At 51.1% G+C, this 14,713-nt stretch carries 10 protein-coding genes and 1 rRNA gene; 9 read left to right on the forward strand and 2 right to left on the reverse strand.

Annotated features, from left to right (window positions below):
- Positions 1 to 36: 36 nt before the first annotated feature.
- The 8 genes from rfbB (at position 37) to ligA (ending at position 11,220) form a co-directional block, all read left to right on the forward strand.
- Positions 37 to 1,059, forward strand: a complete 1,023-nt coding sequence (gene rfbB, locus AC0LWN_RS31725; protein WP_474672447.1) for a dTDP-glucose 4,6-dehydratase — start codon at positions 37 to 39, stop codon at positions 1,057 to 1,059.
- Positions 1,060 to 1,067: 8 nt separating this feature from the next.
- The gene (gene rfbD, locus AC0LWN_RS31730; RefSeq protein WP_474672463.1) at positions 1,068 to 1,928 is read left to right on the forward strand and encodes a dTDP-4-dehydrorhamnose reductase; all 861 of its coding nucleotides are present in this window, start codon (positions 1,068 to 1,070) and stop codon (positions 1,926 to 1,928) included.
- Positions 1,929 to 2,079: 151 nt separating this feature from the next.
- On the forward strand, positions 2,080 to 3,087 hold the full coding sequence (locus tag AC0LWN_RS31735; protein ID WP_474672449.1) for a glycosyltransferase family 2 protein: 1,008 nt from the start codon (positions 2,080 to 2,082) through the stop codon (positions 3,085 to 3,087).
- A 151-nt stretch (positions 3,088 to 3,238) separates the two neighbouring features.
- Positions 3,239 to 4,138 carry a glycosyltransferase family 2 protein gene (locus AC0LWN_RS31740; RefSeq protein WP_474672465.1) on the forward strand — a complete coding sequence of 300 codons (900 nt, stop codon included), beginning with the start codon at positions 3,239 to 3,241 and terminating at the stop codon, positions 4,136 to 4,138.
- Positions 4,135 to 5,535, forward strand: a complete 1,401-nt coding sequence (locus AC0LWN_RS31745) for an undecaprenyl-phosphate glucose phosphotransferase (protein ID WP_474672451.1) — start codon at positions 4,135 to 4,137, stop codon at positions 5,533 to 5,535. The genes AC0LWN_RS31740 and AC0LWN_RS31745 overlap by 4 nt, the downstream gene beginning before the upstream one ends.
- A 473-nt stretch (positions 5,536 to 6,008) precedes the next feature.
- A complete protein-coding gene (pcrB, locus tag AC0LWN_RS31750; RefSeq protein WP_474672467.1) occupies positions 6,009 to 6,719 on the forward strand; it encodes a heptaprenylglyceryl phosphate synthase in 711 nt (236 codons plus the stop codon).
- Between the two features lie 63 nt (positions 6,720 to 6,782).
- Positions 6,783 to 9,131, forward strand: a complete 2,349-nt coding sequence (gene pcrA / locus AC0LWN_RS31755) for a DNA helicase PcrA (protein WP_474672453.1) — start codon at positions 6,783 to 6,785, stop codon at positions 9,129 to 9,131.
- 76 nt (positions 9,132 to 9,207) lie between these two features.
- Positions 9,208 to 11,220, forward strand: coding sequence for an NAD-dependent DNA ligase LigA (gene ligA / locus AC0LWN_RS31760; protein WP_474672455.1), 2,013 nt, complete (start codon positions 9,208 to 9,210; stop codon positions 11,218 to 11,220).
- Positions 11,221 to 11,339: 119 nt separating this feature from the next.
- On the opposite strand, the gene AC0LWN_RS31765 is transcribed toward ligA, so the two are convergent.
- Together AC0LWN_RS31765 and AC0LWN_RS31770 are read right to left on the reverse strand one after the other, a co-directional pair.
- Positions 11,340 to 12,614, reverse strand: a complete 1,275-nt coding sequence (locus tag AC0LWN_RS31765) for a molybdopterin-dependent oxidoreductase (RefSeq protein WP_474672457.1) — start codon at positions 12,612 to 12,614, stop codon at positions 11,340 to 11,342.
- A gap of 101 nt (positions 12,615 to 12,715) precedes the next feature.
- Positions 12,716 to 13,972: an MFS transporter gene (locus tag AC0LWN_RS31770; protein WP_474672459.1), complete on the reverse strand. Its 1,257-nt coding sequence runs from the start codon at positions 13,970 to 13,972 to the stop codon at positions 12,716 to 12,718.
- Positions 13,973 to 14,376: 404 nt separating this feature from the next.
- Here AC0LWN_RS31770 and AC0LWN_RS31775 point away from each other — a divergent pair.
- Positions 14,377 to 14,713: ribosomal RNA gene (locus AC0LWN_RS31775) — 16S ribosomal RNA — on the forward strand; the annotation flags it as partial.

A 14,713-nucleotide genomic window follows, 5' to 3' on the forward strand; every position in this document is an offset into this window, starting at 1 on the left:
GATTTGCTGTGATTTTACCAAACGGGATGGTGGGCTATGAAACTGCTCGTTACCGGCGGGGCCGGATTTATCGGCAGCAATTTTGTAATGTATATGCTGCAGCAGCACCCGGAGTATAAGATCTTCAACGTGGATGCGTTGACGTATGCTGGAAATCTGGAGAATTTGAAGTCAATCGAGAATCACCCTAACTATACGTTTGCCAAGGCCGACATTACAGATGTGCAGGCGATGGATGCGCTGATCAGCCAGGGGGTTGATGTGGTTGTCAACTTTGCGGCGGAATCGCATGTGGACCGGAGTATTTTGGAGCCGGATGTGTTTGTGAAGACGAATGTGCTGGGTACGCAGGTGCTTTTGGATGCGGCGAAAAAATATAGTGTGAACAAGTTCGTTCAGGTATCCACAGATGAGGTGTACGGAACGCTCGGAGCTACCGGGCTGTTTACCGAAGAAACTCCACTGACTCCGAACAGTCCTTATTCCGCCAGCAAGGCGGGCGGGGATTTGCTGGTACGTGCTTATCATGAGACTTTTGGCTTGCCGGTAAATATAACCCGCTGCTCCAATAACTATGGTCCGTATCAGTTCCCTGAGAAGCTGATTCCGCTGATGATTTCGCGTGCGCTGGCGGATCAGGCGCTGCCGGTATATGGCGATGGAATGAATATCCGTGATTGGCTGTATGTTGAGGATCATTGCAGCGCGATTGATCTGGTTATTCATGAAGGTGTGAATGGCGAGGTATATAACATTGGCGGCAATAATGAGCGCACAAATGTGCATATCGTGAATACGGTGCTGCAGGAGCTGGGCAAGCCGGATTCACTGATAACGTATGTTCAGGATCGTCCGGGTCATGACCGCCGATATGGCATTGATCCCACCAAGATAACAAGAGATCTGGGCTGGAAGCCTAAACATACGTTTGAAACGGGAATTAAGGAAACGATCCAGTGGTATCTGAATAACCGGGAATGGTGGACACGTATTCAATCCGGGGAATACCAACAGTATGCCGCGATCCAATACGGCAGCCGTCTGGGGGATTCTCTGTAATGCCGAAGATGAAGGTGCTTGTTACAGGTTCAGCCGGACAGTTGGGACAGGATTTGGTGCTTTTGCTGCAAGCGCATGGCCATGAGGTGTTGGGCTGTGACCGTCAGGAGATGGACATTACCGACCTGGATCAATGTATAGATATTATTGGCGGGTTCGCACCGGATGCTGTGATTCATTGTGCCGCTCATACAGCAGTAGATGCCGCAGAGACCGACATAGATGCCGCTTATCTGATCAATGCCACCGGAAGCCGGAATGTGGCGCTTGCTGCTGAGAAGGCAGGGGCAAAGCTGGTGTATATCAGTACGGATTATGTTTTTGACGGCTTGGGCACACAGCCATATCATGAATATGATAACACTGATCCTCAGAGTATTTACGGCAAGTCCAAGAGGGCTGGAGAGATTCTGGTCCAGTCTTTGTCCTCTAAGTTCTTCATTGTGCGTACTTCCTGGGTATACGGCAAGTATGGCAATAACTTTGTAAAAACCATGCTGAAGCTGGGGCAGGAGAAGCCGCTGCTCCAGGTAGTAGACGACCAAAAGGGTTCACCGACCTACACCGTTGATTTGGCAAACTTCCTGCTGAAGCTTGTCCAGACGGAGAAATATGGTGTGTACCATGCCTCCAACAGTGAATTTTGTACTTGGTACGAGTTCACGCAGGCGATCTTTGCGGAAGCTGAAGAGATTCTTGGTCTAAAATTCACAGCTAAGCTGGAGCCATGTGCAACCGAGCAGTTTCCTCGTCCGGCACCGCGCCCGCGTTATTCGGTGATGGAGCATCTGGCAATCCGCACTAACGGGTTCCAGGATATACGGCCATGGCGTGAAGGGCTGAAGGACTTTTTGCTTGAGCTGAAATAACTTGAAGACTCCTGAACCGCGACTGGCGGGGCGGGAGTTTTTTGCAAAAGTGGATAGGAACCCGTTATGGGACAGCGTAGCCGCCTGTTCTTGTTTTCGGTATAATAGACAGTATGTTATTAACCAGAATTCGAGGATATAGAGGATACTTATGAATAACAATATCATCAACAAAACGGTCAGTGTACATATTGTTACCTATAACAGCGCAGATGATATAGAAGAATGCCTGACAGCAGTGCTTGCCCAGGATTATCCCATTGAGCGGATCGTTGTTTTAGATAATGCTTCGGCAGATGGCTGCGCGGACAAGGTAAGAGAGTTCTTTCATACAATCCAAACGGAGGAAGCTGCAAGGCAGGAGAAACTTTCTGCACACTCTCCTTCACTGGTTCTATTGGGAAATAAGGTAAATACCGGCTTCGCCCCTGCGCATAACCAGGCGATAGCTGCGACGCAGACAGATTATGTACTGGTACTCAATCCGGACCTGACACTGGAACCTGATTATATCTCCCGCCTGATTGCGCAAATGGAAGCTGATCCCCGAGTCGGCAGTGCTACGGGCAAGCTTTTGTTAAAAGCGGATCACTCACTCGTCGATAGTACGGGACTGTGGATGAACAGGACGCGGCGCGCCTTTGACCGTGGGGCGGGAGAGCCTGCAGCGCAATGGCTGGAATCTGGAACTGTGTTTGGCGTGTCTGGTGCAGCTGCGATGTACTCCCGGCGGATGATTGAGGATGTCTGCGTTGACGGTGAGTTTTTTGACAGTGACTTTTTTGCCTACAAGGAAGATGTGGATGTGGCTTGGAGGGCAAATCTGCTGGGATGGCAGGCCTATTATGATGCAGAAGCAATTGGCTACCATGAACGGGGGTGGAAAACCTCGGGACGGAGCGGCAAGTCAATGTTCATTCGAAGAATTTCTTATATCAACCGTTACAAAATGATCTATAAAAATGAACCTGCCCGCACACTGCTGCCGACCATATTGTATTCCCTGCCCTACGAGGTCGCGGCACACGGATATATGCTCTTAAAGGAACCAAAGCTAATTAAAGCATGGGGCTCATTTTTTGCACAGCGGCGGAATTTGCAGCGAAAACGTAAATACATTCAGGCGAAAGTTAAAAGTATGAAAGGCAGACGAAATTAAGCGCTAAAACCTCCCGAAACGGGCCATGCCTTTCAAGGAGGTTTTTGTGTTATAATGGTTGTCGATAGATTACTATTTTTGTCAGGAGCGTAGTGCAGTGAGTGTAGATGTAAGCATAATAATTCTCAATTACAACACATGCCGCCTGACGATGGATTGTCTAAGGTCGGTATATGATTCGGAAACGAATTTTATCTATGAAATTATTCTAATAGACAATAACTCCCGGGATGACTCGGTAGAGAGAATCAGCAGTGAATTTCCGGATGTGCTGCTGATCGCTAATTCAGAAAATGTTGGGTTTGCCCGTGCCAATAATCAGGGGATGGAAGTTGCTTCAGGGCGATATGTGCTGCTGCTCAATTCGGATACGGTGGTGCGGAAGGATACGCTGGAGACGATGATTTCGTTTATGGACAGCCGGCCGGATCTCGGGGCTTCGGGCTGCAAGGTGATTTTGCCGGATGGTTCGCTAGACAAGGCCTGCAAGAGAGGTTTTCCTACTCCGTCCGCTTCCTTCTATTATGCTTTTGGCTTTAGTAAATTGTTTCCCAGCCGTCCCAGATTTAATGGATATCAGTTAGGGTATCTGGACCCGGATCAGGACTATCCTGTTGATTGTCTGGTTGGGGCGTTTATGCTGCTGCGGCGGGAGACGATTGAGCAGGTCGGAGGGCTGGATGAAGAGTTTTTTATGTATGGTGAGGACCTCGACTGGTGCTTCCGGATCAAAGAGGCCGGCTGGGGGATTTACTATTACCCGCGGACATCCATCGTGCATCTGAAGGGCGGCAGCGCGCGGCGCAGACCGTTCAAGATCGTCTACGAGTTTCATAGAGCGATGATTTTATTTCACCGTAAGCATTATAGCAAGCGATACAATAGTATGATTAATGGAGCGGTATATGCCGGAGTCGGCGTAAAGTTTGTGCTCTCGCTGGTACGCAATGCACTGATTAGTCCACGTAGAGTTCCTTCACCGGCACAGAGTCTTACGTTATCCGGGGAAGCTGGCTCACGAACTGAATCGAAGGCTGAGGTGAGATTATGATTCGCCGAAATCAGAGGTTTTTGACACAGCTCTATATTGTTGCCGACTTTCTGGTAATCCAGATAGCTTTTCTGGCGGCCTGGTGGCTGAAGTTCAAAAGCGGCTGGCTGGAGTCTTACCGGACGCTGCCGGTGGAGTCTTATGCGTATTGGAGCTTTATCTACGGCGGTATAGCTGTGCTGATCGGGATTGTGCTGTCGCTGTATCAGCCGAAGCGCAAGAAGCGTTTTGTCGACGAATTCCTCAAAATCTTTCAGGTCCACCTCATGTCCATCTTTATGCTGCTCGGCTTAATGTACTTCCTGAAGGAGATTGATGTCTCACGGCAATATCTGGCGATTTATATAGCCTTTAATATCCTTTCTATTATGCTCTACCGTTATGTGCTGAAGAAAATGCTGAAGTCTTTTCGTGAAAAAGGCTTCAACCGCCAATTCGTGCTCATTCTGGGTGCCGGTACTTTGGGCAAAAGATTCTACAGCAACCTGGAGCAGTACCCGGAGCTGGGGTATGAAGCTATTGGATTTCTGGACGACTACCATGTGTGGGACGGAGTTGAAGAGCAGCGCTATAAGCCGATTCTTGGCACCGTGGATGAGCTGCCCGGGATGCTGGAGATGCTGCCAGTGGATGAGGTTATTCTTGCTCTCCCGCTGGATGCCCACTCCAAATATCCGGCAATTATTGCCGCCTGCGAAAAGGCCGGAGTACGGACGCTGATTATTCCCGATTTCTTCGACTACCTGCCGGCCCGGCCTTATTTCGATAACTTCGCCGGGATGCCGATGATCAATGTGCGCGACATTCCGCTCGATATGACCGGCAATAAGCTGGCAAAGCGCGTTTTCGATATTATTTTCTCGCTGTTCGCCATTATTATGATGGCACCTGTGATGTTGTGTGTGGCTGTGGGCGTTCGTCTGACCTCTCCCGGCCCGATCATTTTCAAGCAGGAGCGTGTTGGCCTCAACCGGCGCAATTTCATGATGTATAAGTTCCGTTCGATGAAGATGCAGAAGGAAGGCGAGGAAGATACGGGCTGGAGTACGCCAGTGGACCCCCGCCGCACCAAGTTCGGAACGTTTATCCGCAGGACCAGCCTGGATGAGCTGCCGCAATTTTTCAATGTGCTGTTTGGCCAGATGAGTGTTGTAGGCCCGCGGCCGGAGCGTCCCTTTTATGTGGAGCAGTTCCGCGATGAGATTCCGAAATACATGGTAAAACATCATGTGCGTCCGGGAATTACCGGTTGGGCACAGAGCAACGGCCTGCGTGGAGACACCTCCATTGAAGAGCGGATCAAACATGATATTTTCTACATTGAGAATTGGTCGCTGCTGTTCGATATCCGGATTATTTTTAAGACCATTCGCAACGGATTCAAAAATGCATATTAATATCAAATTGCCCTTATAGATCTCCTGCAGAAACGGCTGCTGCCATCCTTGAGTTTGAGGAAGACATAGCCGTTTCTTCTTTTTTATATCCCGTACGCAGGGGCTTCGTTTAGTTACAAAAAAAGGCGAAAAAATGTTCGCATTTTTCTCCACATTAAATTGACACCCCCCTTAGTGCTGGCATAGACTAGAGTTACAGCTTTTGCGGAAGCGGGAGTGTCTATATAAGTTGAACTGAAAAAATATAACAAGGGTAGAAGTGCGGAGGGGAAGTTTGGAACTGTAGGAGCGAATGCGTCCGCCTTTATATTTGGATTTCTACCGCGCCCAGCGGTTTCAATCAGGAAATCCAAATATAACAGCGGCCGGAAGTCCAAACATTCCCCCGTAGTTACGGCCGGACCCCAATATAAAAGTCTAAAGTTAAACTTATATAGCTATATGAATTTTGAGGATGGACGAGGATGAATGAAATGCGGCAAATGATCAAGTCGTGGCGGCATGTATTTAAGCTGGACCCGGACCGTGAGCTTGGAGAGACAGAGCTGGAAGCTATCTGCACATCGGGAACCGATGCGATACTGGTTGGCGGCTCCACAGGCGTGACTTATCAGAATACGGCCGCTCTATTGTCCAGAGTACGCCGGTATGAGCTGCCTTGTGCGCTGGAGGTCTCGGATCTTGAGGCGGCTGTGCCTGGATTTGATCTATATATGATTCCTATGGTGCTGAATACGCCTGATACCGCGTGGCTTCACGGTCATCACCGCCGGGCGATAGAACGCTATGGAAGCCTTATCCCGTGGGAGCTGCTGCTCACAGAGGGATATATTGTGCTGAACGGTGATTCCTCTGTAGCCCGTCTTACAGGGGCGGACAGCTCGCTTAGCGCAGAGGCCGCTGCGGCTTATGCTCAGATTGCGGACAAGCTGATGAGCCTGCCGATTGTATACCTGGAGTATAGCGGAACTTTTGGCGATATGGAGACGGTGAGGACGGTACGGGAGATGATGGAGCACAGTCAGCTTTTTTATGGCGGGGGAATAACCGGTGAAGCAGAAGCCGGGCAGGCCGCTGCTCTGTGTGATACAGTGGTGGTCGGCAATATTATTTACCGGGACGTACAGGCGGCACTGCTCACGGTACAGGCTGTAAAGAACACGCCGCAGATTGATTTGGAGTAGTGGTTATCAGCAGAACTACTTTTATGATACACAAGCTTATAATTGGAAAGGAGCATGTCACACATGCAACTTGTTAATATACAGGATGCCGTAAGCCGGCTTAATCCGCCCCAGCGACAGGCTGTGGAAACTACTGAAGGCCCTTTATTGATTATGGCGGGAGCGGGCAGCGGCAAGACGCGCGTGCTTACCCACCGCATTGCCTGGCTGATTGCGAACCGCAAGGCGCCGCCTTGGGCGATTCTGGCGATTACCTTTACCAATAAGGCCGCCCGGGAAATGCAGGAACGTGTCTCCAGGCTGGTTGGGCCGGAGGGCCGGGATATTTGGGTATCCACCTTCCACTCGATGAGTGTGCGGATTCTGCGCAAGGATATCGAGCGGATCGGCTTCACCTCTAACTTTTCGATTCTGGATTCCACGGACCAGTTGTCCGTTATCCGTAATTGCATGAAGGATTTGAATATTGATACGAAAAAGTTTGAGCCTAAGGCTGTACAGGCCATGATCAGCGCCGCCAAGAATGAACTGGTTACACCTGCGCAATATGAGCAGAAGATCGGCGATTATATGGAAGGTCTCGTAGCCAAGGTATATACGATGTACCAGAAGCGCCTCAAGAGCAACAACTCGCTGGACTTTGACGATTTGATTATGAAGACGATTGAATTGTTCAAGGAAGTGCCGGAGGTGCTGGATTTCTATCAGAAGAAATTTAAGTACATTCATGTGGACGAGTATCAGGACACCAACAGAGCACAGTATATGCTCTGCCGAATGCTGGCGGACAGCCATCACCGCATTTGCGTGGTCGGCGACAGCGACCAGTCGATCTACCGCTGGCGCGGAGCGGACATTACGAACATTCTGAATTTTGAAGAGGATTACCCGGAAGCCAAGACGATTCTGCTGGAGCAGAACTACCGTTCCACCTCCAATATTCTGAATGCGGCCAACGGCGTGATCGCGCTGAATACGGGACGGAAGCCGAAGAAACTGTGGACGGATTCGGCGGAGGGCGAGAAGATCAAGGTGTTCCGTGGCGACTCTGAGCATGATGAGGGTTACTTTGTTACCGGAGAGATCAGCAAAAATGTCAAGCAGGGACAGTCCTATCAGAATCATGCCATTCTGTACCGTACCAATGCCCAGTCGCGTGTAATAGAAGAAATTCTGATTAAGTCGGATATTCCCTACCAGATCGTTGGGGGGATCAAGTTCTATGACCGTAAAGAAATCAAGGATCTGCTGGCTTATCTGCGCCTGTTGTCCAATCCCGATGATGATATCAGCTTAACGCGGATTATCAACGTTCCAAAGCGTGGGATAGGGGATACGACGGTTGGGAAGCTGGCAGATGCTGCAACTGCGCAGGGAGTTTCGATTTTCCGGGCGCTGCAGACGGTGGATGATCTGGGGTTTGCCGGACGGACACGCAACACGCTGGTGGAGTTCTACGATATGATTGAGGCGCTCCACCGGATGGTCGAATTTTTGTCGGTGACGGAGCTGACAGAGAAGATTCTGGAGCTGTCCCAGTACCGTCTAGAGCTGCAGAATGAGAACACACTGGAATCGCGCGCCCGTCTGGAAAATATCGACGAATTCCTGTCTGTAACAATGGAATTCGAGAAGAACAATGAGGATAAGTCGCTGGTTTCCTTCCTCACCGACCTGGCGCTGATTGCAGACATCGACAGTATGAATGATGATGAAGAAGAGCGCAGCGACGCCGTAGTGCTGATGACAATGCACAGCGCCAAGGGGCTGGAGTTCCCGACAGTCTTTATTATCGGGATGGAAGAGGGCGTATTCCCGCACAGCCGCGCCTTCCAGGACAATGATGAGCTGGAAGAAGAGCGGCGGCTGGCGTATGTTGGCATTACCCGTGCGGAGAAGCAACTGTATCTCAGTTGTGCACGGATGCGCACGCTGTTCGGGCGCACGACGGCAAATCCGCCGTCGCGCTTCCTGGAGGAGATTCCGGAGGAGCTGAAGGAAGATACCGGAGGGGCTTCGGACCGCTTCCGGCGCGGCGCGGAGGCAGGCGGTGCCTATGGCGGCCGCGGCTTTGGCGGAGGCGGCCGGGGGAACTTCGGCAGCCGCAGCGGCGCTGCCGGGAATGCGCCGGCAGGCGGCGGAAGCGCCGGCTTCGGCGGCAGTACGGCGTCCGCGGCAGCCGGTACGGGCCGCGTGAGCGTCACTACCGGAGGCGCGCGGAGCGCTCCGGGGGCTTCGTCGCCCGGCGACTTCAAGGCGGGCGACAAGGTCTCTCACGGCAAATGGGGCATCGGCACCATTGTGTCCGTGAAGGGCAGCGGCAACGATACGGAGCTGCAGATCGCTTTTCCGGCGCCGGTTGGCGTGAAGCGGCTGCTGGCAGGCTTTGCGCCGATAACCAAGGTCGAATAATTCGGCTGCGATTAACGCTTGAGTTTTTGGACCACGCTAACCGTAGGAAACCTATTTGACGGAGGGATAAGCCCGAATGGATGTTATGCACACAATGGAAGAGCTCGTTGCCGAACTGAACCAATATAATTATCACTACTATACGCTGGATGCACCGCAGATCAGCGACAAAGAATATGACGTGCTCTACGATAAGCTTGTGGCTCTGGAGGCGGAGAGCGGGATTGTTTTGCCCCATTCTCCCACCCAGCGTGTAGGAGGAGACCTGCTCAAAGGCTTCACGCCGCACCGGCATCTTGCCCCGCTGTGGAGTCTGGACAAAGCGCAGAATATTGAACAATTGCGCAGTTGGAATGCGCGGGTGCTGAAGCTGGTCAATGACTACAATACCAAGAATCCTGACAATCCTCTGCCGGAGCCCTGCTACGCGGTAGAACTGAAGTTTGACGGGCTGACCCTGAACCTGACCTATCGCGACGGAGCGCTGGTACAGGCAGCGACACGGGGCAATGGTGTGACAGGCGAAGGTATCCTGGCGCAAGTGAAGACGATAAAATCCGTTCCTTTAACTATTCCATTTACGGAAGGGCTTATTGAAGTACAGGGTGAAGGAATCATGAACTTGTCTGTGCTGGCGGACTATAACACTAAAGCTGCAGAACCGCTGAAGAATGCCCGCAACGCGGCGGCGGGAGCACTGCGCAACCTGAATCCCAAGACGACGGCTGAACGGCGGCTGAATGCTTTCTTTTATAATGTTGGCTATGCGGAAGGAGTGCAGTTCGCCGACCATCAGGAGATGATGGATTTTCTGCGGAACAACCGCTTTAAGGTCAATCCGTATCTTACCTACTTCGATAAGTTCGACGATGTTACCGAGCAACTGGCAGAGATTGAAGAGAGCCGCTCCGGCCTCGACTATCTGATTGACGGTGCGGTTATCAAGGTGACTGACTTCCGTATCCGCGAAGTGCTGGGTTATACAGATAAGTTTCCGCGCTGGGCAGTAGCTTATAAATTCGAGGCAGAAGAGACAACAACCATTCTGGAATCTGTCAGTTGGAATGTAGGCCGTACAGGCAAAGTTACTCCTCTGGCCCGTGTAGAGGCAGTAGAACTGGCCGGAGTTACCGTCCAGAACTGTACGCTGAACAACGTGGGAGATATTGAACGCAAGAATCTCAAGCATGCCCTGGGTACACGGGTGTTCATCCGCCGTTCCAATGACGTCATTCCGGAAATTCTTGGCAAAGTGACCGAAGAGAGCGACGGCGGGGAGATTGTTTTCCCGGACAATTGTCCAGCCTGCGGTTCCCCATTGGAAATGCGGGGAGCGCACCTCTTCTGCAACAATAAGCTGAACTGCAAGCCGCAGATTATCGGGCGGATTACGCACTTCGCTTCCCGTGATGCAATGGATATTGAGACCTTTAGCGACAAAACAGCCGGACAACTGCATGAAGAGCTGAATGTGCGTGAACCGGCAGATTTATATGAGCTAACCTCTGAGCAGCTTGTCCAGTTGGAGCGTTTCGGAGAGAAGAAGGCGGAAAATTTGCTTAAGGCGCTCGAAGAGAGCAAAGGGCGGGATCTCGCTTCCTTCCTGTTTGCCCTTGGTATTCCGAACACCGGTAAAGCAACCACCAAAATGCTGGCGGATCACTACCGCAGCCTGGAAGCCGTGATGAACGCAAGCGCCGAGGATTTGTCGGGTCTGCCGGACATCGGGGGCATTGTAGCTGAGAGCATTGTAAGCTTCTTTGCAGATCCTTATGTGGTTAACAGCATTAACCGTTTGCTTGCATTGGGTGTGCAGGCGAAGGCGCCGGAAGCTCCGCGTCAGATCAATACCAATTCCTTCTTCAGCGGCAAAACAGTAGTGCTGACCGGCTCACTGCAGAAGCTCACCCGCGAGGAAGCGGCGGAACGCCTGGAGGCGCTGGGCGCCAAAGTCTCCGGCAGTGTCTCCAAAAAAACTGACCTGGTAATCGCTGGTGAGAAGGCCGGCAGCAAGCTGGCCAAAGCGCAACAGCTTGGCATCCAGGTGATTGAGGATGAAGACGAACTGATTCGTCTGTTGGAGAGCTAGACATACTGTGGTGAAAGACCCTGATTCAGACTTTCACCTGACATACGCACTACAAAGCCCGTCCCCTGTTAAATCAGGAGGACGGGCTTTTTTTCGAGGATTAAAGCAGCTTCAGTCAATCACATGCGCTGGGCATTCGGCAGCCAGGCATTCTTGTCATACCCGCGCTCTTCCCAATAGCCGATATGGTCGCCTTCAATCAGTTCAATCCGGTTTAGCCATTTGACCGATTTATAAGCATACATTTGCGGAGTAATGAGACGCACGGGTCCGCCAAGCTGGTTCGGAATAGGCTTGCCGTCATGCAGAACGGCGACCATCACATCCTTCATTTTGGCTTGCGCAAGTGTCAACGAATCGGTGTAAACACCATCTCCGGAATACAGCTTGACCGTCTTTGCCTGATCCTGTACACCGGCCATTTCGAGCAGCTTGGAGAGGGGGAGGCCCTCCCAGGTGTTTTTATATACAGACCAGCCGGTGACGCAGTGAAAATCACTGACCTGCACCTCGCGCTGCAGCTTGACGAATTCTTCCCAGGTCCAGGTGAACTTTCTATCGACCAGACCATCAATGGTGAAGGACCAATTGGAATTATCGAACGCGGGGATATCCGTTACGGTATAGACGCGGAAGCTGCCTTCTGCGCCACCGCCAATCGGGGGCGCTGAATCCGCAAGCGGCACAGGATCGGGAACGAGGGTATTGGCATTGCTCGCTGCATACTCAGCGGCTCCGGGGAGCTGCAATGATTTTCCGATCCAGCGCACAAAGGTTGGACCGAGCGTTATCGCCAGACCCGCGCCGACCGTTGCTTTAATAAATCCACGGCGTGTATACAGCGGCTGAGGCTGGTTTGAAGATACTGTTTTTTGCGGGACTCCTGTATCCTTATATTCTCCATCGGACGCCGTCTCCGGTACGACAGAGCGCTTCTTGGGTTCTTTCAGCCATTTGACCCGGGTAATGGAGTGATAGATGATGACCGGAAGCCCAATCCAGGTTAGAAGATCATGCACAAAAAGTGCTGCATTAGCCGCTCGCGGCCCGGCAAGCCTGAACTGCCAGAGTACAACGCCGGATATAATCCAACCGATCAGCAAGGCTAGCACGAAAATTACATTGGCCTTCTGTGAATTCTTCCCTTTCAGCCTTTTCCAATGCTTGGCGGCCAGAAGCAAGTAATAGATTACCGGAACGAGCAGCATTAGCCCAAAAGCGATATGCGCCCATTTCAGCCATACTCTTCCCTCGCCGAGCAGCTCCCGCCAGAAGCCTCCAACCAGCAATAATCCGCTAACCGCAAGGAACAACACCAACCACGCATTCCACATGTGAATAGAGACAAGCTTTTTTCCATACCCTTTACGCAGAGCCGTCAATGCTTTTTTCAACGCTGTCCCTCCTCTAACCCTTGAGCTATGAAGAATCATTCAACTTTTAACTAATTGTACCGCAAAAACTGGCTGTTGAGTGATTCCCGGGTTGCCAGAGTTTATTCAGCCGCCCATTCCTCCAGCTTTTTATCACCGGGGAGCAGCAGAGCGAGCAAGCCCAACAGAGGCAGAAAACCGCATGCAACAAATACCGTCGTAATGCCGATCCGGTCAATAAGCTCGCCAATCACCACAGAGCCGATACCGCCTAGTCCAAAGGCAAGTCCTGTAATCAGCCCCGAGACCGTTCCGATATTCCCCGGATACAGCATTTGCGCATAAATAACAGTGACCGAGAAGCTGGACAGCAGCACGAATCCCGAGATCACCAGCAGAACAACCGCCCAAGTCTGATTTACATAAGGCAGCGCCAACGCAAAAGGCACAGTTCCCACCATAGAGATTAAAATGAGATTACGCCGTCCGAAGCGGTCAGCAAGTGGTCCCCCGAAAAAGGTACCAACGGCTCCAGCCGCCAAATACATAAAAATGTAGATTTGAGCATTATCCAGTGTCATTCCATAATTCTTCATTAAGTAGAAGGAATAGTACCCGCCAATCGAGGCGCCGTACCAAGAGCGTACGAACACTAGGAACACCAGAATTATCGTAGCGGTCAAAATATTTTTTCTCCGTACTGGATCAATCGCGCGGGCCGCCGAATTTTTGCGGAAGGTGTATCCTGCATTCAGCATTTGTCTATACCAGCTAGCGACATAAGCTTGAACAGCAACCCCTGCAGCGGCAATGATCGTGAAACCGAGCGCGCCCATCTGCCCGAAAGGAATGAACACCCATTTCATCAGCAGCGGCCCCAAGGACTGTCCGGCATTGCCGCCAACCTGAAAGATCGATTGTGACAACCCTTTGCGCTGACCGGCAGCCATATGAGCCACGCGCATACCTTCCGGGTGAAATGCCGCCGACCCAAACCCTACAAGCATAACTGAGAAAAGCACCAGCACATAATTTCCGGCAAAAGCGAGCAGGAATACGCCGGCCAAGGTACAGCACATCCCAATCGGTAAAAGAATGGGTCGCGGTTTACGGTCAGCAGCGTAGCCGATCACAGGCTGAATCACTGAAGAGGTTATATTGAGAGCAAAAGCAATCCAGCCTACCTGCGCATAAGAGAGCAGCATATTATCTTTTAGAATAGGGAACATTGCCGGAATAAGCGCTTGAATGGAATCATTAAATAGATGAACAAAGCTTACAGCCAATAAGATTCGGTAAATGGTAGCCTGCTGCACATGGCGCTGCTCCTGTTCCTCAATTCTTCCTGATAGAGAGGCTGGGGTGGAATTGTTATTCATTTGAGCTCCTTTCCGTGACGGTCGTTAATGTGAATTCCTGGGTAATTCTGATAAACCCTATTGTAGCCACAACTGATGCATCATGGGAATCAATTTGTGCTCGATTGGTGCTATTTATGCGCTAACTTATTTTTTTTATAAAAAAGGGTTGCGAAGATCCAGCACGCATGATATATTATCTCTTGTGCTTATGAGGCATCGACGCCGAACGATAAAGCGAAGAAGAAATAAGTTGACAAGAAACGACAAAGCATGATATGATCTAATTCCTGCGCAAGACACATAATGTTGATTGCCGGGAGCAAGTTCTTTGAAAACTGAACAAATGGAACGCGTTAATTTTTAAAAGATTCATATAATGAATCGTCAGTTTCAAAATGAGCGAATCGCTCTTTTCAATAACCTTATTGGAGAGTTTGATCCTGGCTCAGGACGAACGCTGGCGGCGTGCCTAATACATGCAAGTCGAGCGGAGCTTATCCTTCGGGGTAAGCTTAGCGGCGGACGGGTGAGTAACACGTAGGCAATCTACCCTGTAGACTGGGATAACTACCGGAAACGGTAGCTAATACCAGATAATTCCTTTCTTCACCTGAAGGAAGGATGAAAGGCGGAGCAATCTGCTACTAGAGGATGGGCCTGCGGCGCATTAGCTAGTTGGTGGGGTAACGGCCCACCAAGGCGACGATGCGTAGCCGACCTGAGAGGGTGAACGGCCACACTGGGACTGAGACACGGCCC

It is taken from the genome of Paenibacillus sp. sgz302115 (assembly GCF_056120445.1).